General features: G+C 53.2%; 19 protein-coding genes, 1 tRNA gene and 1 pseudogene. 7 read left to right on the top strand and 14 right to left on the bottom strand.

The annotated features are described in order from the left end of the window. Positions 1-3: 3 nt before the first annotated feature. A complete protein-coding gene (locus AC22LX_RS20535; protein ID WP_487334181.1) occupies positions 4-1,761 on the bottom strand; it encodes an AAA family ATPase in 1,758 nt (585 codons plus the stop codon). A 185-nt stretch (positions 1,762-1,946) separates the two neighbouring features. Here AC22LX_RS20535 and matP point away from each other — a divergent pair, with 185 nt between their 5' ends. After that, positions 1,947-2,399, top strand: coding sequence for a macrodomain Ter protein MatP (gene matP / locus AC22LX_RS20530; RefSeq protein ID WP_015367432.1), 453 nt, complete (start codon positions 1,947-1,949; stop codon positions 2,397-2,399). 93 nt (positions 2,400-2,492) lie between these two features. Here the strand turns inward: matP and ompA are convergent, their stop codons facing one another. Beyond that, entirely contained in the window at positions 2,493-3,545 is a 1,053-nt protein-coding gene (gene ompA / locus AC22LX_RS20525; protein ID WP_080473199.1) for a porin OmpA, read from the bottom strand. A 352-nt stretch (positions 3,546-3,897) separates the two neighbouring features. Beyond that, the gene (gene sulA, locus AC22LX_RS20520) at positions 3,898-4,407 is read right to left on the bottom strand and encodes an SOS-induced cell division inhibitor SulA (RefSeq protein WP_020079240.1); all 510 of its coding nucleotides are present in this window, start codon (positions 4,405-4,407) and stop codon (positions 3,898-3,900) included. Between the two features lie 450 nt (positions 4,408-4,857). On the opposite strand from sulA, the pseudogene AC22LX_RS20515 reads away from it, so the two are divergent. Beyond that, positions 4,858-5,481: pseudogene (locus AC22LX_RS20515) on the top strand (TfoX/Sxy family DNA transformation protein). On the opposite strand, the gene yccS reads toward AC22LX_RS20515, so the two are convergent. After that, positions 5,469-7,604: a YccS family putative transporter gene (yccS, locus tag AC22LX_RS20510; protein WP_047045644.1), complete on the bottom strand. Its 2,136-nt coding sequence runs from the start codon at positions 7,602-7,604 to the stop codon at positions 5,469-5,471. The pseudogene AC22LX_RS20515 and the gene yccS overlap by 13 nt on opposite strands. Before the next feature lie 17 nt (positions 7,605-7,621). Next, a complete protein-coding gene (locus AC22LX_RS20505) occupies positions 7,622-8,068 on the bottom strand; it encodes a YccF domain-containing protein (protein ID WP_045395640.1) in 447 nt (148 codons plus the stop codon). A 123-nt stretch (positions 8,069-8,191) separates the two neighbouring features. Here AC22LX_RS20505 and helD point away from each other — a divergent pair, with 123 nt between their 5' ends. Next, entirely contained in the window at positions 8,192-10,246 is a 2,055-nt protein-coding gene (helD, locus tag AC22LX_RS20500) for a DNA helicase IV (RefSeq protein WP_047077855.1), read from the top strand. A 30-nt stretch (positions 10,247-10,276) separates the two neighbouring features. Here helD and mgsA read toward each other — a convergent pair whose 3' ends face one another. Beyond that, positions 10,277-10,735, bottom strand: a complete 459-nt coding sequence (mgsA, locus tag AC22LX_RS20495) for a methylglyoxal synthase (RefSeq protein WP_045395636.1) — start codon at positions 10,733-10,735, stop codon at positions 10,277-10,279. A gap of 157 nt (positions 10,736-10,892) precedes the next feature. Here mgsA and AC22LX_RS20490 point away from each other — a divergent pair, with 157 nt between their 5' ends. Beyond that, positions 10,893-11,306 carry a CoA-binding protein gene (locus AC22LX_RS20490; RefSeq protein ID WP_032714178.1) on the top strand — a complete coding sequence of 138 codons (414 nt, stop codon included), beginning with the start codon at positions 10,893-10,895 and terminating at the stop codon, positions 11,304-11,306. Positions 11,307-11,362: 56 nt separating this feature from the next. Here the strand turns inward: AC22LX_RS20490 and hspQ are convergent, their stop codons facing one another. Together hspQ and rlmI are read right to left on the bottom strand one after the other, a co-directional pair. Then, positions 11,363-11,680, bottom strand: coding sequence for a heat shock protein HspQ (gene hspQ, locus AC22LX_RS20485; RefSeq protein WP_487334180.1), 318 nt, complete (start codon positions 11,678-11,680; stop codon positions 11,363-11,365). 98 nt (positions 11,681-11,778) lie between these two features. Continuing rightward, the gene (gene rlmI / locus AC22LX_RS20480; protein WP_015367414.1) at positions 11,779-12,981 is read right to left on the bottom strand and encodes a 23S rRNA (cytosine(1962)-C(5))-methyltransferase RlmI; all 1,203 of its coding nucleotides are present in this window, start codon (positions 12,979-12,981) and stop codon (positions 11,779-11,781) included. 181 nt (positions 12,982-13,162) lie between these two features. Between rlmI and yccX the strand changes: the two genes are divergently transcribed. Continuing rightward, positions 13,163-13,444 (top strand): acylphosphatase, encoded by a 282-nt coding sequence (yccX, locus tag AC22LX_RS20475; RefSeq protein ID WP_047065499.1) that lies wholly within the window; start codon positions 13,163-13,165, stop codon positions 13,442-13,444. Here the strand turns inward: yccX and tusE are convergent. Both tusE and yccA read right to left on the bottom strand, forming a co-directional pair. Beyond that, complete coding sequence (gene tusE, locus AC22LX_RS20470) at positions 13,441-13,770, bottom strand: sulfurtransferase TusE (RefSeq protein WP_045360166.1); 330 nt, start codon at positions 13,768-13,770, stop codon at positions 13,441-13,443. The two genes, yccX and tusE, sit on opposite strands and share 4 nt — an antisense overlap. 87 nt (positions 13,771-13,857) lie before the next feature. Further along, a complete protein-coding gene (gene yccA / locus AC22LX_RS20465) occupies positions 13,858-14,517 on the bottom strand; it encodes an FtsH protease modulator YccA (protein WP_015704916.1) in 660 nt (219 codons plus the stop codon). 265 nt (positions 14,518-14,782) lie between these two features. Here yccA and AC22LX_RS20460 point away from each other — a divergent pair, with 265 nt between their 5' ends. Together AC22LX_RS20460 and AC22LX_RS20455 are read left to right on the top strand one after the other, a co-directional pair. Then, the gene (locus AC22LX_RS20460; RefSeq protein ID WP_063414329.1) at positions 14,783-16,411 is read left to right on the top strand and encodes an ABC transporter substrate-binding protein; all 1,629 of its coding nucleotides are present in this window, start codon (positions 14,783-14,785) and stop codon (positions 16,409-16,411) included. Between the two features lie 143 nt (positions 16,412-16,554). Continuing rightward, positions 16,555-16,642 (top strand) — tRNA-Ser (locus tag AC22LX_RS20455). A gap of 82 nt (positions 16,643-16,724) precedes the next feature. Here the strand turns inward: AC22LX_RS20455 and AC22LX_RS20450 are convergent. From AC22LX_RS20450 to cynR, 4 genes are all read right to left on the bottom strand, one after another. Beyond that, positions 16,725-17,657: a LysR family transcriptional regulator gene (locus AC22LX_RS20450; protein ID WP_487334179.1), complete on the bottom strand. Its 933-nt coding sequence runs from the start codon at positions 17,655-17,657 to the stop codon at positions 16,725-16,727. A gap of 195 nt (positions 17,658-17,852) precedes the next feature. Next, complete coding sequence (locus AC22LX_RS20445) at positions 17,853-19,157, bottom strand: PQQ-dependent sugar dehydrogenase (protein ID WP_213292658.1); 1,305 nt, start codon at positions 19,155-19,157, stop codon at positions 17,853-17,855. Then, on the bottom strand, positions 19,150-19,587 hold the full coding sequence (locus AC22LX_RS20440) for a DUF2231 domain-containing protein (protein WP_213292657.1): 438 nt from the start codon (positions 19,585-19,587) through the stop codon (positions 19,150-19,152). The genes AC22LX_RS20445 and AC22LX_RS20440 overlap by 8 nt, the downstream gene beginning before the upstream one ends. A 220-nt stretch (positions 19,588-19,807) precedes the next feature. Further along, a complete protein-coding gene (gene cynR / locus AC22LX_RS20435; protein WP_213292656.1) occupies positions 19,808-20,695 on the bottom strand; it encodes a transcriptional regulator CynR in 888 nt (295 codons plus the stop codon). Positions 20,696-20,705 lie beyond the last annotated feature (10 nt).

Below are 20,705 nucleotides of genomic sequence, written 5' to 3'. Positions count from 1 at the left end.
CGATCAGTTCGAATTTGATCCGCCTAACCAGCGTAGCGGCCATGGAAAACGATGGCGAGTCTCTTGTTGCATCGCCTGCGCAATCCGTTCCTGAATAGTTTGTCGTAGCGTTTGTCCTTCGCCATCCCATTGCAGCTGGGTGAGAAGCGGCAGGGCTTCGGTAACGTCGTCAATGGCCCAGATAAAGAACTGCTCATCAGCCACGGCCTGGCGAAGTTCCTGGGCGAGGCTCAGATGACGGACGTTGGCAGACGGGATAATGACGCCTTGCTTGCCTGTTAATCCGCGCTGCTGGCAGATGGTGAAGAAACCTTCAATCTTTTCGTTCAGACCGCCGACCGGCTGGACGCGACCGAACTGATCGACCGAACCGGTAATCGCAATACTCTGGTTAATCGGCACATTGGCCAGCGCGCTGATGAGAGCGCACAGCTCGGCCATTGAGGCGCTATCGCCATCCACTTCGCTGTAGGACTGTTCGAAGGTCAGCGATGCGCTAAACGGCAGCTGCTGTTCAAGTTCAAGCTCGGACATGATAAACGCCTGCATGATCATCATGCCTTTGGCGTGAATATTGCCGCCGAGTTCAGCTTTGCGTTCTACATCAATGAATTCGCCGTCGCCGATATGCACTACGCAGCTGATACGCGAAGGTTCGCCAAAGGCGCGCGGGTGGCCTGGAAATTCGATTACCGACAGGGCGTTGATCTGACCGATGCATTCGCCTTCGGTATCAATCATGATCTGATCGAGAAGAATTTCATCGCGCATCCGCTCGGCAAGATAGCCTTCACGCCATTCACGGCGCTCAAGCATGGTTTGCATCTCCGCGCCGCTAATCCATTCGCCTTCGCAGAAGGCTGCCGCTTCACGCAGCTGGCGGCTAATCCAGAGAGGGGAAAGCGGAAGCGTCTCCTGATCGCCGGTGTCTCGAGCGCCTTCTGCAATCAGCAGCGGCCATGCGTCTGCCGCCGGCCCCGGTAGCGAAAGCTGGCGAGCATTTTGCCAGACCCACTGACACCAGAGTTTCAGGGTCTCGGCATCGGCTATCTGCAGGTTGTCTTCATACTCGCTATAAATGGCCTGCGAGGCGAGTTCCGGTTCCATCTCCTGGAAATCAGCCAGCGCATCGCGCTCGCCGATCAGAATGATCCTCAGGTTCAGCGGCATGGAGGGAATGCTAACGGGAAGAGGGCGGGATTCGTCAATAGACAGCCAGTCAAAGCGCTGACGGGTCACCATGTTCTTCAGGCGCATCCACAGCAGCGGCTGGGCCAGCAGCGCGCGCAGGGAGAGCAACAGGACGCCGCCGTTCGCGCGATGCACCAGGCCCGGTTGCAGCGAAATTTCGCCGTTAAACTGGCGTACGCAGCCAAAGAGCTGTTCCGCTTCAATCCAGTCTGCGGATTCAACCGGACCGCTGCTGGCAAAATTGTCTTCCGCGCTTTGGGCTGGCGACATGGTTACGTTGCCGCCGTTGACCTGATAGCGTACACCGAAGAGCGCTGTTGTGGATTGCTGCAGGCTGCGGGCGGCTTCGGCTACCCAATGCAGATATTCCGGTTCTTCCGGCGCCTTTACCAGCATAAAAGATGAAATGGCTGGCGTGATCAGAAGCTGTTCCAGCGCATAAAATAAACGGGGCTGTAGATCGCCGGCGAGGGATGCCTCTGCCTCGGCGAGATTGACCTGGGTAAACAGCGCCTGATAACTTTCCGTATCAGGAGCGAGGTCGTTTCGGGTAAGTTTCGTAATGGTCAAAGTCGCTGTTTTTTAGTCAGATGTAAAACGAGCGATTATACCCGATGCCGCGTCTGAGCACACGGAGGATTGCGTTTATCCCGCTGATAATGGAATCGTCCACATCACGAAAGATGATTTATTCTCAGCACATCCAGAAAAAACTGATATCCTGAAATGAGTTACACGGTCACATTGAGATCGCAATGAAATATCAACAACTGGAAAACCTTGAAAGCGGCTGGAAATGGAAATATCTGGTAAAGAAGCACCGGGAAGGTGAGCTGATTACCCGCTACATTGAAGCCAGCGCTGCGCAAGCCGCGGTCGATGTCTTGCTGACGCTCGAAAATGAACCTGTTCTGGTGAATACCTGGATCGATCAGCATATGAATCCGGAGCTGGCTAACCGGATGAAGCAGACTATTCGCGCACGACGCAAGCGTCATTTTAACGCCGAGCATCAGCATACGCGGAAAAAGTCCATCGATCTGGAGTTCGTTGTCTGGCAACGCCTGGCCGGGCTTGCCCAACGGCGAGGAAAGACATTATCAGAAACCATCGTACAGCTGATTGAAGACGCCGAGCATAAAGAAAAATATGCCAGCAAGATGTCGAGCCTGAAGCACGATCTGCAGGTGCTCTTAGGAAAAGAATAAGTATTGTCGCGACGTTGCTTGTGATTTTTCCTTTGAGCTCAAAATCAGGCCAAAAAAAACCCCGCATCAGCGGGGTTTTTTATCGTAGAAAACTTAAGCCTGCGGCTGAGTTACTACGTCTTTGTAACCTTTAACTTCGATCGCTACGCGACGATCCGGAGCCAGGCAGTCGATCAGTGCAGCGCGAGCTTTCACGTTGTCACAGGTGTTGCCGGTAACCGGATCAGATTCGCCCATACCGCGAGCAGAGATCTTGTTAGCCGGGATGCCTTTAGCTACGAGGTAGTCAACAACGGACTGAGCACGTTTCTCAGACAGTTTCTGGTTGTACTGCTCGGAACCGATGCGGTCGGTGTAACCCAGAACAACTGCAGAACCGTCTTTCGGGTCCATGTTGCTCAGCTGGGTGTACAGCTGATCCAGAGCCTGCTGACCTTCTGGTTTCAGAGTTGCTTTGTTGAAGTTGAACAGTACGTCAGACTTCAGGGTGAAGGTCTTGGTGGTGACTTCTGGAGCCGGAGCCGGAGCCGGAGCTACAACCGGTGCATTGTCTTCCTGACCGAAACGGTAGGAAACACCAACGCTCAGCATGCCGTTGTCCGGACGAACGCCTACAGTGCCTGCGTCGCCGATGTTGTTAACCCACTGGTATTCCAGACGGGTAGCGATGTCACGGGTCATTGCCCACTCAACGCCGCCAGCGAATACTGGGGAAACGCCGGTGTCGTGGTTGTCGCCAGCGATGCTGTTGCTGGAGTCAGCGCGCCATACCATGCCGCCCAGACGGGTGTAGATGTCCAGATCGTCAGTGATCGGGTAACCCAGTTTAGCGGTCAGCTGAACGCCCTGAGCTTTGAATGCGCCGTTAACTTTGTCGCCTTTGTAAGGCATACGGCCCAGCCAGTCGTAACCCATTTCGAAACCGAGGTACGGGTTAACCTGATAACCACCGAACGCACCAGCGCCCAGCTGGCTTTCGTGGGTCGGGCCATTGTTGTTCAGGTTGCTGTTGTACCAGCCGGTGTCATGGAACTGGGACCAACCCAGTTTACCACCTGCATACCAGGTGTTATCTTTCGGAGCGGCCTGCGCTACGGTAGCGAAGCCAGCCAGTGCCACTGCAATCGCGATAGCTGTCTTTTTCATTTTTTGCGCCTCATTATCATCCAAAATTCGCCATGATGGTACATAAGACCTCACGGTTAAATCCTTCACCGGGGGCGTGACTCGTTGTTAACTATGCTGATACATGCAGCGTAAGCCGATCACCCCTGGCGATGTAAAGTCTACAACTTAGTTAGAAACTTACAAGTGTGAACTCGGTCAGGCATATGAAAAAAAAGGGTTGTATACACAATATTTAACAAATATGGTTAATTTGTGAACACGGTAAAAAGTCGCGAAACCGCACCACACCGGGATCTCTGTGAAATTAACCACTTTACGAGAATGGTTTTTGATGAGGCAAAAAAAATTCCAGGATTAATCCTAATTTCACTCAATGATATAAATTTGAGTGAATTTTTAGCCCACTTAATTGTCTCCCAGGCTGGCTTGTATTTCTCACCGGGCGCATGATAAAGCCCATCGCATGACCTTCTTCTGCGGCGAGCGCCAGGCGTTCATGCTCTTGTTCAGTAAGTTCATCCGTCAGCCAGCCAATAACCACGCTATAATTCCCGGTACGTAAAGCGCGAATCATCGATTCCAGAGTGTTGCAGGGCGACATCTGGTTAATTTGCATCACTTTTGATAGCGGCAGACCGGATGATTGTACCCATTCTTTACTCAGCTTCTGCTGCGGCGTGAGCCACAGTTGCCAGCGCGACTGCTGGCCCAACTGTTGTAATAAAGGTAGCAACAAAAGCTGCGTCATCATGGGTTGATCTTCGCGATAGACGATTTCACTAATCAGCCCAGTGGCTGAATGTTCGACGACGCTGTGCGAAGGGCGACGTACTGAAGCCGAAGTCAGTGGTGAACGATTTGCGTGAGCTGAAGTAAACATAGTCTATCTCGCCTGTGAGTTACTGTATGCATATACAGTATATCCACCAGGGGTTAACGTCAACCTCATTTTCCCACTTTTGCATATATTTTATGCACTCTACCCGGCTATGAATCAGAGCCGCGGCGACTTGTTTATATGAATTCACTGTCTCCATGCTGAAGCCGCAGGAGATATTTCCCTCTATTTATCTTTGCTTCACGGCTACCAGGCATGATGTCGATGGGGCCGATATGCTGTTTATCAATTAACATTGCTTAAGTATTCAGCGAGTCTCTGCAACACGATTTGCAGAATAACTTTTTCCTGAAAGCGCCTCGCAAAACGGCGAGCTGGTTGAAATGAAGCCAAAATTCATCTTGCTGCACAAAACGAACTCACTTATTTTCTTCAATAACGGATCCGTTAATAAAAATTACTTTTATATGCATGATTACTAAAGGAATGATCATGAAGAAACTATCAAAATTACGGTTCCTCCAGTTTCAGGAGTGCCTTTCTCCCTTAGGCAAAATCAGTAGCCGGCCTCTATTTGGCGGTTACAGTCTGGCGATAGACAATACCGTGTTTGCCATGGTGGCCGAAGGCGAAATCTATCTTAGAGTGTGTTAGCAAAGCGCAGAATATCGGGTCGAGCATCATAGCCCAATGTTAACTATGCGCAAAAATGGTCGGCCGGTAGCGCTAAAATATTACCGTATAGATGAAGCATTATGGCAGGACAGTAAAATGCTGTTTCACCTCTCGGAGCTGTCTTTGCATACGGCGCGTAGCGAAAAGCAGCATCAGCGTGATTCTGGCAGGCTAAAAGATTTGCCTAATATCAGTTTCCACATGGAATTGATGTTGATTCATGCCGGAATAACCGATGTGAAAATGCTGCGTACAATTGGTGCGGAAAAAAGCTGGTTAAAATTGAGGGAGCATAATAAAGGAATATCAATCAATGTCCTTGAGTCCCTGGCGGGCGCGATTGCCGGCACCCATTCCGCCGCGCTCCCGGCGCAGCGGCGCCAGGAGCTACGGGAGTGGGCTAATACGCAAGGGTACGGCGTGGAGGATTATTCTGGTTGACCGGCAATCCGGCGCTGCAGGCGACATATTTCCGGCAGCAGTGCGAGCAGTAGCCCAATCTGCTGCAGGACCAATGGTTCTTTGCTGTCGGCTCGCGGTTCCAGGTGTTGAATACGTGATTGCAGGTTGCTGAGCGCCTGCTGAACGCGCTGTTCGTCTGCGGGAGAATGATGCAGCGCATCATCGACGTAGCAGACGGCATCATCGAGTAACGCCAGTATTTCCGGCGTCGTCAGTTTCTCCCTGTGCGCCCCCAACGCGGAAATATAGCTGGTAAACGTATGGTTAAGGCACAGCAGGCGGAATGCGGTTTCACGCATTGTGTTGTCGGCTTTTGGCTCTGTGGATAAATTGGATACCACTGATGCCAGCTCGCTATCCCGGTTATGTGCATTACGTCGGGCGACGCGATACTCAAGACGGTTGTCGCGCCCCTGATGGTACTGCTCAAGAATAGCGTCCAGATAACGGCAGTTAGCGTTGATAGCCTGATCAAGTACCCGAGGTAAATTACGGAAGTTCCAGTCTGGCCAGATAAAGGTCACTGCCGCCCACGCGATAGCGCAGCCGATTAATGTATCGAGGATACGCGGTAAAGCGACTTCGAATCCCTCGCCCAACAGGTTAAAGCACAGCAGTACCAGCAGCGTGATAAACATAGTGGCATGCGCATACTGGACGTTGCGAAAGGCGAAAAACAGCACACCGGTTAGTACAATGAGCAATAGCTGGCCTTCGACCGAGGGAACCAGCAGCAGCACCGGTAACCCGATAGCGACCCCTACCAATGTCCCGATGATCCTTAACGCCAGGCGATGCCGGGTAGCGTTATAGTTCGGCTGGCAAACAAACAGGCTGGTCAGCAGAATCCAGTAACCGTGGTTGAGGCCGGTAAACTGAATGAAGGCATAGCCCGCGCACAGCACCAGTGACATGCGCACCGCATGGCGGAAAAGCGCCGATTCCGGTGTCATATTGCTGCGCAGCCGTAGCCAGATATCGCTAAAGCCGCTGGGGCGATCGTCTGCAAGCAGGTTTTCGGGATGGTTGCTGGCCAGCACGCTGGTTTGCACCGATTCGATGGTTGCCAATTGCGCATCTATGGCGCGTAGGTTATTGAGTAGAAAACCCAGCGCTTTGACCTGATCTTGAGGCGCGCCGCTGGCGCGAACGCGATCCAGCGCCGCGTCAAGATGCATAAAGGCGCGTTCAAAATGCGCATCATGCTGATACGGAACGCGTAAGAGGATGGCGCGGGAGAGTTTCTGACATGCCTGCGCCTGCATCGACAGCATCCGCTGGAAACGGAACATCACATCGCTGTAGCGGAAATGGTCGCGAAGTGTCTGATACTGAATATGCGACGAGCTGGCACGCTCATGAATGTCCTGAGCGACGAAATAGTACTGTAGGGTACGACGAGTACCGCGTTGCCCGCGGTCGCCGCGTAGGCGCGTCAGTAAAGACGCTTTCGTTTGGTTCAGCATCGCAACCAGTTTGCCGTTGGCGAGCGCCAGATCGTACAACGGCGCCTGACTTTCATCTTCGATATCCGGATCGAACAACCGTGATTTAAGTTCAAGATACTGCGCCAGCTGTTCATAGCTGCGCGCAAGGTTATCCTGCAGCGGACGAATGGGGAAAATAAGATGACCGGCGAGTGTTAATACGTTGTACCAGATGGCGCCAGCCAGCAAAAAGAGCGGCTGCAGGTACCAACTGTTATACAGAGTGACCCCTAACATGGTGTAGATAGCGATCAGTAAGGCGCCGAAAGCAATGGTGGCATAGCGTTGACCCAGACCGCCGAGCAAGATAAAGCCCGTCGTGGACAGGGTTAAGCCTATAGCAAACAGCCACGGCCACGGAAACAGTAATTCCACCGATGCGGAAGCAATAAAGAAGCAGACCAGCGTAATGGCGAGATTACGTAGCCGCCCGGTGAGGCGATCGTCGAGGTCGGTCAACGCCGCGGCTACCACCCCGAGCGTTAACGGGATCGTGAGTTTGACTTCGCCAATCCACCACGGCGCAACCGTGGTGCCACAAAGCGCAATAAAAATCCTGGCGTTATATAACCAGGCGCTATTCCATGTATAACGGCGGAGCAGGGGGCTTAACATAACAGTGATCCGTACAATTACTGAAAGCGGCGGCGGGCGTTGGCTTCGCGTGCGGCGCGAGCCGTTTCAACGGAGACCACGCGGCGTCCTACTGGCCAAAGCGCAATAGCGGCAATTTTAAAGTTGGCGATCCCGACAGGGATACCAATGATGGTCAGGCACTGGGCGATACCGCTGAAGATATGCATCAGGCACAGCCACCAGCCAAAGAACATGAACCACAAAATATTCAAAATAGTGCCGCCCGCGTTCAGTAAGCTGTTTTTTGCTTCAGGTTCCAGTTCATCAACATGAATGGCTTCATTACCGTAGGGGAAAAGCGATAACCTGGTGATTTCCCAACATGAACGGGTCAGCGGTAACGTGAAAATCAAAACAATACTGACCAGCGTCGCCAGTAGCCAACCGAGCGTGGTGGCGAAACCGCCAAGAACAAAGTTTAAAATATTCAGAATGGTACGCATAAACCCTCTGGTTAACCCTATGGATAATAAGACCCGACAATTGTAACGTTTTTTTGCGCTGGAGCACCTGCTCGCGGGCGGTTAAACTTAAAAACATTCAAACTGATTGAAATTTGGCGATATATGGAACTTAAAGCGACAACATTGGGCAAACGCATGGCGCAGCATCCTTATGATCGGGTGCAGTTGCTGAATGCCGGGGTTAAAGTCTCCGGCGATCGTCATGAGTATCTTATACCTTTCAATCAGTTATTGTCAGTTCAATGTAAGCGTGGCCTGGTGTGGGGCGAGCTGGAGTTCGCACTGCCTGAAAGCAAAGTTGTGCGTTTGCATGGTACCGAGTGGGCCGAGACGCAACATTTCTATCATCATCTCAATAATCTCTGGCAGCAGTGGAGCGCGGAGATGAGTGAAATTGCCGCGCAATTACTGCGCCAACAGTTAAGTGAAATTGAACGCGCCAGCGCCGAAGGTAAGTGGCTGACCCGCCAGCAGGTCGCCGATGTTCAGGCGAAGATACGCCGGGCCTTAACCGGACTGCCTTTCCCTGAGAGCCGTCTGGATGAATTTGATAACTGCCGCGAACTGTGGCGCCAGTGTCAATGCTGGCTTAGCGATATCGACGAGGCTCGCCTGGCGCATAATCAAGCCTATACCGAAGCCATGCTGGAACAGTATCGCGCTTTCTTCGATAAGGTCGAGTCTTCACCGCTCAACCCGGCGCAGGCGCGGGCGGTGGTTAACGGCGAGCGTTCGTTGCTGGTGCTTGCCGGCGCCGGTAGCGGAAAAACCTCGGTGCTGGTCGCCCGTGCAGGGTGGTTGTTAAATCGCGGCGAGGCGGCAGCCGATCAGATCCTGCTCCTGGCGTTTGGCCGTCAGGCTGCTCAGGAAATGGATGAACGTATTCAGGAGCGATTGGGAACCGACGAGATTGCTGCGCGGACCTTTCATTCACTGGCGTTACATATTATTCAGCAGGGTAGTAAGAAGGTTCCGGCGATCAGTAAGCTGGAAAACGATACCGCCGCCCGGCAAAAGCTTTTGTTGAAGGCCTGGCAGCAGCAGTGTCAGGAGAAAAAAGCGCAGGCTAAAGGCTGGCGTCAGTGGTTGATGGATGAGATGGAGTGGCAGATTGACGAAGGCGATTTCTGGCAGGATCGCGCGCTGCTGCGTCGCCTGGCCGGCCGTCTTGACCGCTGGGTTAGTTTGATGCGTATGCATGGCGGCTCGCAGGCGGAGATGATCGCCAGCGCGCCTGAAGAAGTACGCGACCTCTTTAATAAGCGTGTGAAACTGATGGCCCCGCTACTGAAAGCCTGGAAAACGGCGTTGAAAGAGGAGAATGCCGTTGATTTCTCCGGGCTTATTCACCAGGCCGTTAACATACTGGATAAAGGCCGTTTTGTGAGCCCCTGGAAACATATTCTGGTGGATGAATTTCAGGATATCTCTCCACAGCGCGCTGAATTGCTGGCGGCGCTGCGCCGGCAAAATAAACAGACCACGTTATTTGCGGTGGGTGACGACTGGCAGGCTATCTATCGCTTTAGCGGCGCGCAGCTCTCTTTAACCACGGCATTTAACCACTACTTTGGCGAAGGGGACTGTTGCGCGCTGGATACCACCTATCGATTTAATGGTCGTATCGGCGAGATCGCCAACGGTTTTATTCAGCAAAACCCGCATCAGTTGGCTAAACCGCTGAATAGTCTGACCGCTGGCGATAAGAAAGCGGTGACCCTGCTGCCCGACGATAAACTCGACGATCTGCTCGACAAGTTGAGCGGCTACGTTAAACCGCAACAGCGGATTTTGCTGCTGGCGCGCTATCACCATCTGAAACCCGCCGCGCTGGAAAAAGCCGCGACCCGCTGGCCGCATCTGCAGCTAGATTTTATGACAATTCATGCCAGCAAAGGCCAGCAGGCTGACTTTGTTATTGTGTTGGGCTTGCAGGAGGGTGATGACGCCTTCCCGGCGCCGGCAAGAGAGTCGGTGATGGAACAGGCATTGCTCCCACAGCCGGAAGATTTCCCTGATGCTGAAGAGCGTAGGCTACTGTATGTGGCGATAACCCGCGCCCGCCTGCGGGTCTGGCTGCTGTTCAATAAAGAACGACCATCGCCGTTTGTTGAGATCTTGCAGGAGTTGGGCGTGCCGGTGGCGCGAAAGCCCTGATCATCGGCGGCCGTCTGGCCGCCGTGGGAATTACTTCAGGCGCTCGGCAAGGTAACGCTGGTAATCAGGGATGAGAATATCGATAGGCTGGTTGAAATCCGGCGACTGAATAATAAAGTCAGCGGTGGCGGCATTCGTGGCAACCGGGATATTCCACACCGTCGCCAGACGCAGGAGCGCTTTGACGTCAGGATCGTGGGGCACCGCATTCAGCGGATCCCAGAAGAAGATCAGCACATCAATTTTCCCTTCAGAAATCAGCGCGCCCACCTGCTGGTCGCCGCCCATCGGGCCGCTCAGCATCGCTTTCACTTCCAGCCCGGTGGTGCGTGAGACCAGGTTGCCGGTGGTCCCGGTTGCATAGAGCTGGTGCTGAGCCAGTAGCGCCTGGTGACGTTCGACCCATTTCATCAGCAGATCTTTGCAGTGATCGTGTGCTACCAGCGCGATATGTTTGCGTGCGGGCAAGGTGCGTGTTGTCAGTTCCATAATGGGGTTCCACTTATATTAACTTGCAGACAGATTACTGGAAGTGACTGATGCTGCAAGCGTTGGGGAGAAAATTTTTGCTGTATCTGTGAGTTAGTCTGGATGGCTGCTTTACCCGTATTAGCTTACACTAGGGCTAAAGAGCAGGAGGATTATGATGAAAGAGAACGATATTGCCGGCATTCTAACCGCGACGCGGACGATTGCGCTGGTAGGCGCCAGCGACAAGCCCGATCGCCCGAGCTATCGGGTAATGAGATATCTGTTGGAACAGGGCTATCATGTCATTCCTGTTTCGCCCAAGGTGGCGGGCAAAACGCTGCTCGGTCAACAAGGCTATGCCACCCTGGCGGAGGTACCTGAAAAGGTCGATATGGTCGATGTGTTCCGCAATTCCGAAGCGGCGTGGGGCGTGGCGCAAGAGGCCGTCGCCATCGGAGCGAAGACGTTGTGGATGCAGCTTGGCGTTATTAATGAACAGGCAGCGGTTATGGCGCGTGAAGCGGGGTTAAATGTGGTCATGGACCGCTGCCCTGCGATTGAAATTCCGCGGCTTGGGCTAGCGAAGTAAAATAAAAAACCCCGTGTTAACGGGGTTTTTAACAAAGCATCGGGAACAAAGGCCAGTCAGTTCCGCAGCCGCGGCGCCTGCAGCTGTTTACGGATAGTCTGCGCCAGTTCGTCCATCGAGGGCTGTTCGGGATGTTCATCGCTGGTTTCGCTACTGAGCTGCGCTTCCGCGAGGTAGGTGTGGACCGGCTGGCCGTCCTCATCTTCCATCACAACATGATACCAGGGGGCCGCGCGCAGTTCATCGTTGGCGCCGATTTCATCCGCGGCGGGCTCGTCAAGCGAATACTCTGGATCGATATCAACGATTACGCCAAGGTAGCCGAGTAGCGTATGGCGAACCTGTTGGCCGATACCGAATTTGCTGGCAATCATAGTCACCTCCCGGGAAACGCTGGCGCCCACTGTATCCATCATCTTCAAATGTTCTTGAGTCATGAGAATAACGTGTGGGCGATGTTCCGCTTTTCAAGTTACATGACGCGACAGGCAAACCCTTTCAGATACAGTCCTTCCGGGTAGGTTGCGATCACCGGGTGATCGGCAGCCTGACGGAACTGCTCTATAAATTGTACATCACGCCCGGCGTCTATTGCGGCATCGGCGATGATTTTCTGAAATAAATCGGTAGTCATCAGGCCGGAACAGGAGAAAGTCAACAGCACGCCGCCGGGGTTCAACAGCTGGATCGCCAGCATGTTGATGTCTTTATAGCCGCGGCAGGCGCCCATCAGTTGGCTTTTGTTTTCTACGAATTTTGGCGGATCCATGACGATGACATCGAATTTTTCCCCCTGATCGCGATATTTACGCAGCAGTTTGAATACGTCATCGCGCACGAATTCGGCTTTGGACAGATCCAGCTTATTGAGCTCAACGTTCTGCCGGGCGACGTCCAGCGCCTCCTGTGAAGTATCAACGCTGGTGACCTGACGGCAGCCGCCCATCAGCGCAGAAACCGCGAATCCACCGGTATAAGAGAAGCAGTTGAGGACGCGCTTATCGGCGACGTAGCGGCGGGTCGCCAGACGGCTATCGCGCTGATCGAGATAGTAGCCGGTTTTATGGCCGCCCTGGATATCTACCAGCAACTGCATACCGTGCTCGGTAATGGGCAGCAGCGCCGGTGGCAGTTCGCCTACCACCGGGCCCTGCGCCAGATCCAACCCTTCTTTTTTACGCACCGCCACATCGCTGCGATCGTAAATCGAGCATTGCGGGAACAGGGTCTGCAGGGCGCTGACAATGGCCGCACGCTGATATTCGGCGCCGGCGCTCAACAACTGCAGGACGAAGAAATCGCCAAAGCGATCGATTGTCACGCCAGGCAGGCCGTCGGATTCCCCGGCGATTAAACGATAGCTGTCAAGACCATCGCGTTCGGCCAGCCATTGACGCCAGGTTTGCGCCTGCTGCAGGCGACGCTCGAAAAAAGCATTATCGATAGCTTCATGACGATCGAAACTCCAGACACGGGCGCGGATCTGCGAGGAGGGCGAATAGGCGCCGCGAGCGAGCCATTTCCCTTGGGAATCAACGATATCAATCGTCTCGCCGGAACGAGCTTTACCTTCCATCCGGGCGACGGCGCCGGAGAAAATCCATGGATGGCGACGCAGCAGGGATTTCTCGCGTCCTTTGGCTAATACTAAGCGTGGGATAATGGAATCTGTCATGGGGCTACCTTTAAGCGACGGAGCGTCGGCACCGAAAAATGGCGCGTAGATTAGCATAACTGGCTGGGGCAAGCACCATTCCTGCCGCCGCCGGGCGGATGTTTTAGCGTCAGGCAAAAGTGAGTATGCTGGAGAGAATTTGCTATTCTCTGCAACAGGATAGCGTAGTAGAGGGGGTAATATGGCGAAGGTATGCACGATGGCATGGGTTCACGGAGTCGTTCAGGGCGTGGGATTCCGCTATTCAACGCAGCGTGAAGCGCTGCAGCTGGGGCTTACAGGTTATGCGCGAAATCTGGATGATGGCAGCGTGGAAGTGCTGGCCTGCGGGGAAGTGGAGCAGGTGGAGAAACTGATTGCCTGGCTTAAGGCCGGCGGGCCGCGTAGCGCAAGGGTCGACAGGGTGTTAACCGAACCCCATCAACCCACCAGAGAGTGGCAAAAATTCGCTATTCTCTATTAAATGCATTTTACGGGCTTCGGCAGACCGGCGATTTTAGTCGCCTGTTTAGCCGGGCCTTTGGGGAATAATCGGTACAGGTAGCGGCTGTTGCCTTTCTCTTCACCGAATTTATTCGCCATTGCTTTGACCAGCATACGGATAGCTGGCGAAGTGTTGAACTCCAGATAAAAATCGCGCACGAAGCGCACCACTTCCCAGTGTTCGACGGACAGGGTGATCCCTTCCTGAGCGGCGATAACTTCCGCCATCGCTTCACTCCACTGAGTCGTTTCTTTCAGATAGCCTTCGCTATCGGTCTCTATTTCACTGCCTTCAAAGATAAACATGATTTTTCACATAATGCGGAAACTGCGCGCAGTGTAGCAAAAAATAAGGCCCCGCATAAGCGAGGCCTGGTGTTGCAGGAGAGAAGGTTAGTCTCTGCTGGCGAAGCCGAGGATGCTCAGCAGGCTGACGAAGATATTGTACAGCGAAACATACAGGCTAACGGTGGCGCGAATGTAGTTGGTCTCGCCGCCGCGGATGATGTTGCTGGTTTCAAACAAAATCGCGCCGGAAGAGATAAGGATGAACACCGCGCTGATGGCCAGGTGCAGAGCCGGCAGCTGCAGGAAGATGTTCGCCACCATACCAATCAGGACGACCACCACGCCCGCCATCAGCATGCCGCCGAGGAAAGACATGTCTTTGCGCGTCGTTAATACGTAAGCCGAGCAGCAGAAGAAGACCAGCGCGGTGCCGCCCAGCGCCAGACCGATCAAATCGCCCATGCCTGCGGACAGATAAGCGTTCAGCATTGGCCCCAGGATGTAGCCGAGGAAGCCGGTAAAGGCGAAGGCCGCCAGAATACCGCTTGGTTTATTAGCCAGTTTGTAGGTCAGGAACATCAGACCATACATGCCCACCAGGGTGAGGATGAGCCCCGGAGACGGCAGCATCAGCACAGTGCTGGCGGTGGCGGTGATCGCCGAAAACGCCAGCGTCAGGCTGAGCAGAAAATAGGTGTTACGCAGAACTTTGTGCGTGCTGAGCAGCGATGAACGGTCACGCGATGAGGTAATTATACGATCCATGAGTCACTCTCTTATGACAGATGTAATTAGTTATGAAGCATAAGAAAAGCGAGCCGAAAGCCATAATGCTTTTACCCATCTTTACTCAGATCCCGGTGCCGGTGGGGTAGCGTTTTATTCTGGTAAAATAGATTAAGACAGTATGTTTATGCGTTCAACGACGGAAAGCAGATCTGAATCTTATAGGTCACTGAAAAATATTGCCTTAATGCCAGCCAGCGACTAAGTGTGGAAGGGGTATCAACGAAGCATAAAGGCAAGGGAAATGAAACGAAAACAATATAACCACATCACACACGCATTATTGGTCCTGGGTTTACTCGGCAGCGCGGCCACGGCAATGGCCGCCCAGGTCCCGCAGGGTACCGAACTTGCAGCAAAACAGGAGCTCGTCAGGAACAACGGTAATGAACCCGCTTCGCTCGACCCGCATAAGGTCGAAAGCGACGTCGAGTATAATATCATCAGCGATCTGTTCGAAGGGTTGGTGAGCGTTTCGCCGCAGGGCGAGATTCAGCCGCGGCTGGCGCTGAAGTGGGAGAATAAAGATAATCTCGTCTGGACTTTCCATCTGCGTCCTGGCATCAACTGGTCCGATGGGACAGCGATTACCGCGCAGGATATCGTCTGGAGCTGGCAGCGGCTGGTTACGCCGACCACCGCTTCGCCGTACGCCAGCTATCCGGGTAATATGCATATCGTTAACGCCCGCGATATCTCGGAGGGAAAACAGTCGCCGGAAACTCTCGGCGTAAAAGCGCTGGACGATACCACGCTGCAGATCACGTTAGATCAGCCTAACGCCGCCTTCCTCGCAATGCTTGCTCACCCGTCGCTGGTGCCTATTGATAAGGTGCTGGTGGAGCGCTTTGGTGACAAATGGACTAAACCGGAACATATTGTCACCAGCGGCCCTTATACGCTTTCGAAGTGGGTCGTCAACGAGCGCATCGTGGCGCAACGCAACCCTAAGTACTGGGATAATGAACATACGGTAATTAATAAAGTGACCTATCTGCCGATTACCTCCGAAGCGGCGGATGTGAATCGTTATAAAGCCGGTGAGATAGATATTGTTTATACGGTGCCGGTGAACCAGTTTGCGTTACTGAAGAAAACGATGGGCTCGCAGCTGAATGTTTCTCCGCAGCTGGCGACCTACTATTACGAACTCAATACCACTAAACCGCCCTTTAATGACCCCAGAGTGCGCCGGGCGCTCAACATGGGGCTGGATAAAGATATCATCGCCGATAAGGTGATGGGGCAGGGACAGCGTCCGGCATGGCTAATTAGCCAGCCCGATATTGGCGGCGTCACGCTGAAACAACCGGATTACGCCAGCTGGCCGCGCGACAAACGCATTGCCGAGGCAAAAAAACTGCTTAACGAGGCGGGCTTTAACGAAAGTCATCCGCTGGTCTTTAACCTGCTTTATAACACCTCGGAGACGCACCAGCGCATTGCCATCGCCGCCAGTTCAATGTGGAAGAAAAATCTCGGCGTAGAGGCGAAGCTGCAGAACCAGGAGTGGAAGACGATGCTGGATACCATGCATACGCATAATTTTGATGCCGTGCGTTATGCCTGGATCGCCGATTATGACGATGCGGCGTCATTCCTGAATAACTTCCGCACCGGCGATAGCGAAAACACCAGCCAATACAGTAACCCGGCCTATGATAAAGCGCTGCATGATGCGGCGAAGGCGGCGGATACCGCCGCGCGAGGCAAATTCTATCAGCAAGCGGAGGATCTGTTGGCTGAGGATGTGCCCGCGATTCCTGTTTATCACTATGTTCGTACCCATTTAGTGAAGCCGTGGGTCGGCGGGTTCGAGCCGGATAAGCTGGGCTTTTACTACACCAAAGATATGTACATCATAAAACATTGAGTCAAAGGGCGTTCTTAACGCCGAATTTCTGCGCAAACTGCCTGAAATTCAGACGAATAACACGGATTTGTTTGTTTTTAAGGCAGTTGAACAAAATGATGCTTTACAGCATCGGCAGAGGTGTTTATAGTGCGCCCCATACCGGAAGCGTGGCCGAGCGGTTGAAGGCACCGGTCTTGAAAACCGGCGACCCGAAAGGGTTCTAGAGTTCGAATCTCTACGCTTCCGCCAAATATGAAAAGGGGTTACCGAAAGGTAACCCCTTTTTGCTTTGGGTTCCTCCGGCACATCCCTGCTTCAACCTCTCTCGTCATTAATGAATCGCCTCCTCCCAGTAGGGCGGCATCCCAATCTTTTCAACCATAAAGTCGATAAAGGCTCGGACTTTATGCGGTACTCTCCTGTTTTGTGGGTACAGCATCCAGATGGCGGTTTCGCTGGGGAACATACTAAATTCCCACTCCGGGAAGATGCGTTGAATAAGCCCTTGTTCTTCAGCCTGCTGCGATAGCCAGTTCGGTAAAATCGCAATCCCGGTGTGATTGACGCAGGCATAAAGCATGGCGGCGCTATCGCTAACGCTCAGTCGGTAGTTAATCGGGATGCGCTGCCATTCATCTTCTGAACCCGTCTTACGTGTATACCAACCGGCGCCATGCAGACGAGAAAACATCACGATATTGATCTGCTGCTGGTCGGCGCCCGGCGTGGCAGAAGGGCGGTTTTCCGCAATCCACTGCGGGCTGGCCCAGGCTGAGCGCGTCTGCGAAGCCAGTTTACGGGCATGAATCGAGGAGTCAGGCAAAATGCCAATGCGAATACTCAGGTCGATGCGCGCTTCAATCAGGTCCTGCACTTCATCGTTAAAACTGATATCCAGCGAAATGTTGGGGTGCAGGCGAAGAAATTCATCAACAAAAGGCATAACGTGCAGACGGCCAAAGGTACTGGGTACGCTTAACCGCAGCAGGCCGGAAGGTTGTTTATCCAGTGCGGAAGTTAACTGGCGGGTTTCCTCCCATTGTAATAACAGTTGTTGGGCGTGCGAGTAAAAAAATGCTCCGGTTTCGGTTAGTGCTAATCCGCGGGTAGAGCGGTTAAACAACGTCACCTGTAAATACGCTTCCAGCTCGGAAATATGGCGAGAGACGGTGGATACTTCGATATTTAAGAATTTGGCGGCGGCACTGAAACTTTGATGATCAGCGGCGCTGACGAAGGTTCTGATTGCGGATAAATGGTTCATCTGTTTTACGTCTCATTGATGATGAATGTTTCTCAGCAACCTGTTCTGGTGTAGCCGACTACAATAGCGGTCCTGATGTCACAGCTTATCACTTTGTTTCTCGAATTATTCCCGGCAATATCTATGGATAATGATTCTCAGGATATAAAAAAGGCTTCCCTGACTGCGGGAAGCCGGATAATTGATAGTTATATTTTATTTTGCGCTGACGCGCCAGACGGTATTACCGACATCGTCGGCAATGATTAACGCTCCTTCGTTATCCTGCGCGAGTCCGACCGGCGCGCCGTACAGTTCTTTCTCATCGCGGGAGACAAAGCCGGTGACCACGCTCTCAGGTTTACCGACCGGCTTGCCGTCTTTAAAGGCGACAAAGCTGACTTTGTAGCCATTCAGCGGCGAACGGTCCCAGCTGCCATGTTCGCTGATAAACACGCCGCCCTGATAGGTCTGCGGCAACATTTTTCCGGTATAAAACAGCATTCCCAGCGGCGCAACGTGGGAGCTCAGGGCATAATCCGGTTTGATCGCTTTGGCGACCATGTCCGGGCGCGGCGGCTGTACGCGGCGATCCACATGCTGTCCGAAATAGCTCCACGGCCAGCCATAAAATCCGCCATCCTGCACCGAAGTTAAATAATCAGGCACCAGGTCGGCGCCGATCTCATCGCGCTCATTGGCAATGGCCCAAAGCTTGCCCGTCTGCGGTTCCCAGCCGAGTCCGGTAGGATTCCTGATACCGCTGGCGAAGATACGGCTTGCGCCGGTTGCCGTATCAACCTCCAGAACGGTGGCGCGACGATATTCGATATCCAGCCCATTCTCGGTGATATTACTGTTCGAGCCGACGCCCACATACAGCTTCTTACCATCCGGGCTTGCCAGTAACGCTTTGGTCCAGTGGTGATTGACGGTGCTGGGCAGGTCAGCCAGCTCGCTCCCCGCATCGCTGATATGTGTCGCCCCCGGCTGGTAGTGATAACGCATGATATTGCCGGTATTGGCGACGTATAGATTATCGCCAATCAGCTGGACACCGAAAGGCGAGTGCAGGTGTTCAAGGAAAATATGTTTTTCCCAGCCGCTGGCGTTTTTACGCAATAGCGTAATGCGATTCCCGCCTTTTCCACCTTTGCCTGACTGATTTTTCACTATCCCGGCAATCAGCTGCTTCGGCGTAGTCAGCGGCTCCTCGCCAGGACCGTTGCTTTCAACGACCAGTACATCGTCGTTTGGCAGGACATAGACCATTCTGGGATGCAGGAATCCATCGGCTATTTTTTCTATTTTCAGCCCCTGGGCAACCGCCGGTTGTCCATCTCTCTTCCAGCCCACGCCGCGGGGAACCTGCATCGGCGGCAACAGGAAATCCTGGGCCTTCGGCATTACGGGATCCGGCCCTACCTGCTGATCCGGGCTAAGTTTCGCTTTCTCATCGCATCCGGACAGGGCAAGCGCCGTGGCGAGCATAACGGGCAGGGGCAGTAGTAATTTATTCATGGCGAATCCCCTTATTATTAGCCAGGCAGGCTGAGCTGATAATATTGGCGACCAGCAGGCAGATAACGGTAATCGATGAATAGATTACGTTCTGCGGCGCAATCGCCCAGGCGTCGCGGCTATGAACAAAACAGTTTACCAACGCGGCAATAATAGCGATAAGGTTTAGCCAGAAATCAATTTTTGCCGCCGGGCGTCGAGGAGTAAAAAACCACACCTGCGCCAGATTAATCAATCGCGGAATGATGGCAAAAATAAGGCCAAGGGCAATAAGCCAGCTGGCGCTTTTTCCCCACATCACGTTCGTACTGTAGAGATAAATAATATCGAAGATGAGACCGGCGATAAAAAAGCCGTAGGGCACCGGATTGAGTAGATTATATATGACCATCGCAAGGCTATTACCTCGGTCATGAGAGCGTTCACTCATTGTCAATTCCTTGTCAGGGGGAATAAGGTAGGATGAAAATAATGCTGACGTTCAAGCCGGAATAATGAATACCGCTTAGCAGATAAAATTATACATATTGTTAACAATTTCAGTATGCCAATCGCGGGAAATCTGTTTTGCGCAAATGGTCATACTGGCTACGGTAAGATTGTTGCAGAAGGGAGGAGGCGGGCCAGATGCTGGCCGCGCCATCGTACGTTTAACTTTCTATTCGGGCAGCCAGCTGCTGGGCCATTTCGGCGAAAATCCGCGCTGCAGCTTTTGGCCGGGCGCCTTTGCGCTGCATTAACACCGCGGTTCTCTCAAGCGCCGCTTCTTTAAGCAATCGGGTCGTCAGGCCGGTACGCTGGGCGGCGACCTTCAGCGGCAGAATGGACAGTAATTGGGTTCGCTGGATGATATCGAGGATGGCGTTGATCGAATGCATTTCAATGGTCACCTGCGGGTGGAAACCGGCTTGCTGTAAGCAGTGGTCAATTTGCAACCGGGTGGCGAAATGATGATTAAGCAGAATAAACTCCTCCGCGGCCAGCTGGCTCAACGAAAGGGAGTCTTCGCGGGCCAGCGGGTGATGGTCCGCGACAACTAGCGCCAGCACCTCCTGTAGCAATGGGGTGGAAACGATGTCCGGCGCAATTCCGCCAGCAAAGGCAATACCAATATCCAGCTCATTTTCCAGCAGCATGCCTTCCATTTTCTCCTGCGACATCTCCTGTATATCCAGCGTGATATGCGGATAACGCGCATGAAATTCCGCCACTAATGGGACGACGAAATAGGAAGTAAAGGTGGGCGTCACGGCAATGCGTAGAGAACCGCGACTGAGGTCTTCGACATCATGAATAGCCCGTTGGCCCTCATCCAGCAGTTGAAATGCCTGACGGGCATACTGCAAAAACACTTCTCCCGCGTCCGTAAGATGAATATGCCGGCCGCTGCGGTCAAAAAGCTGCGCATCCAGGCTCTCTTCTAACATCCTGATTTGCTGTGAGAGCGCAGGCTGCGAAATGTGCAGGGCTTCCGCCGCGCGGGTAAAGCCCTGATGTTCGGCGACGGCGAGGAAATATCTGACATAGCGAATATTCACACGTTCAACT

This window comes from Klebsiella sp. PK01, assembly GCF_057624675.1.
The sequence above is the reverse complement of the archived record's forward strand: the minus strand, read 5'-3'. Positions and strand labels throughout refer to the sequence as shown.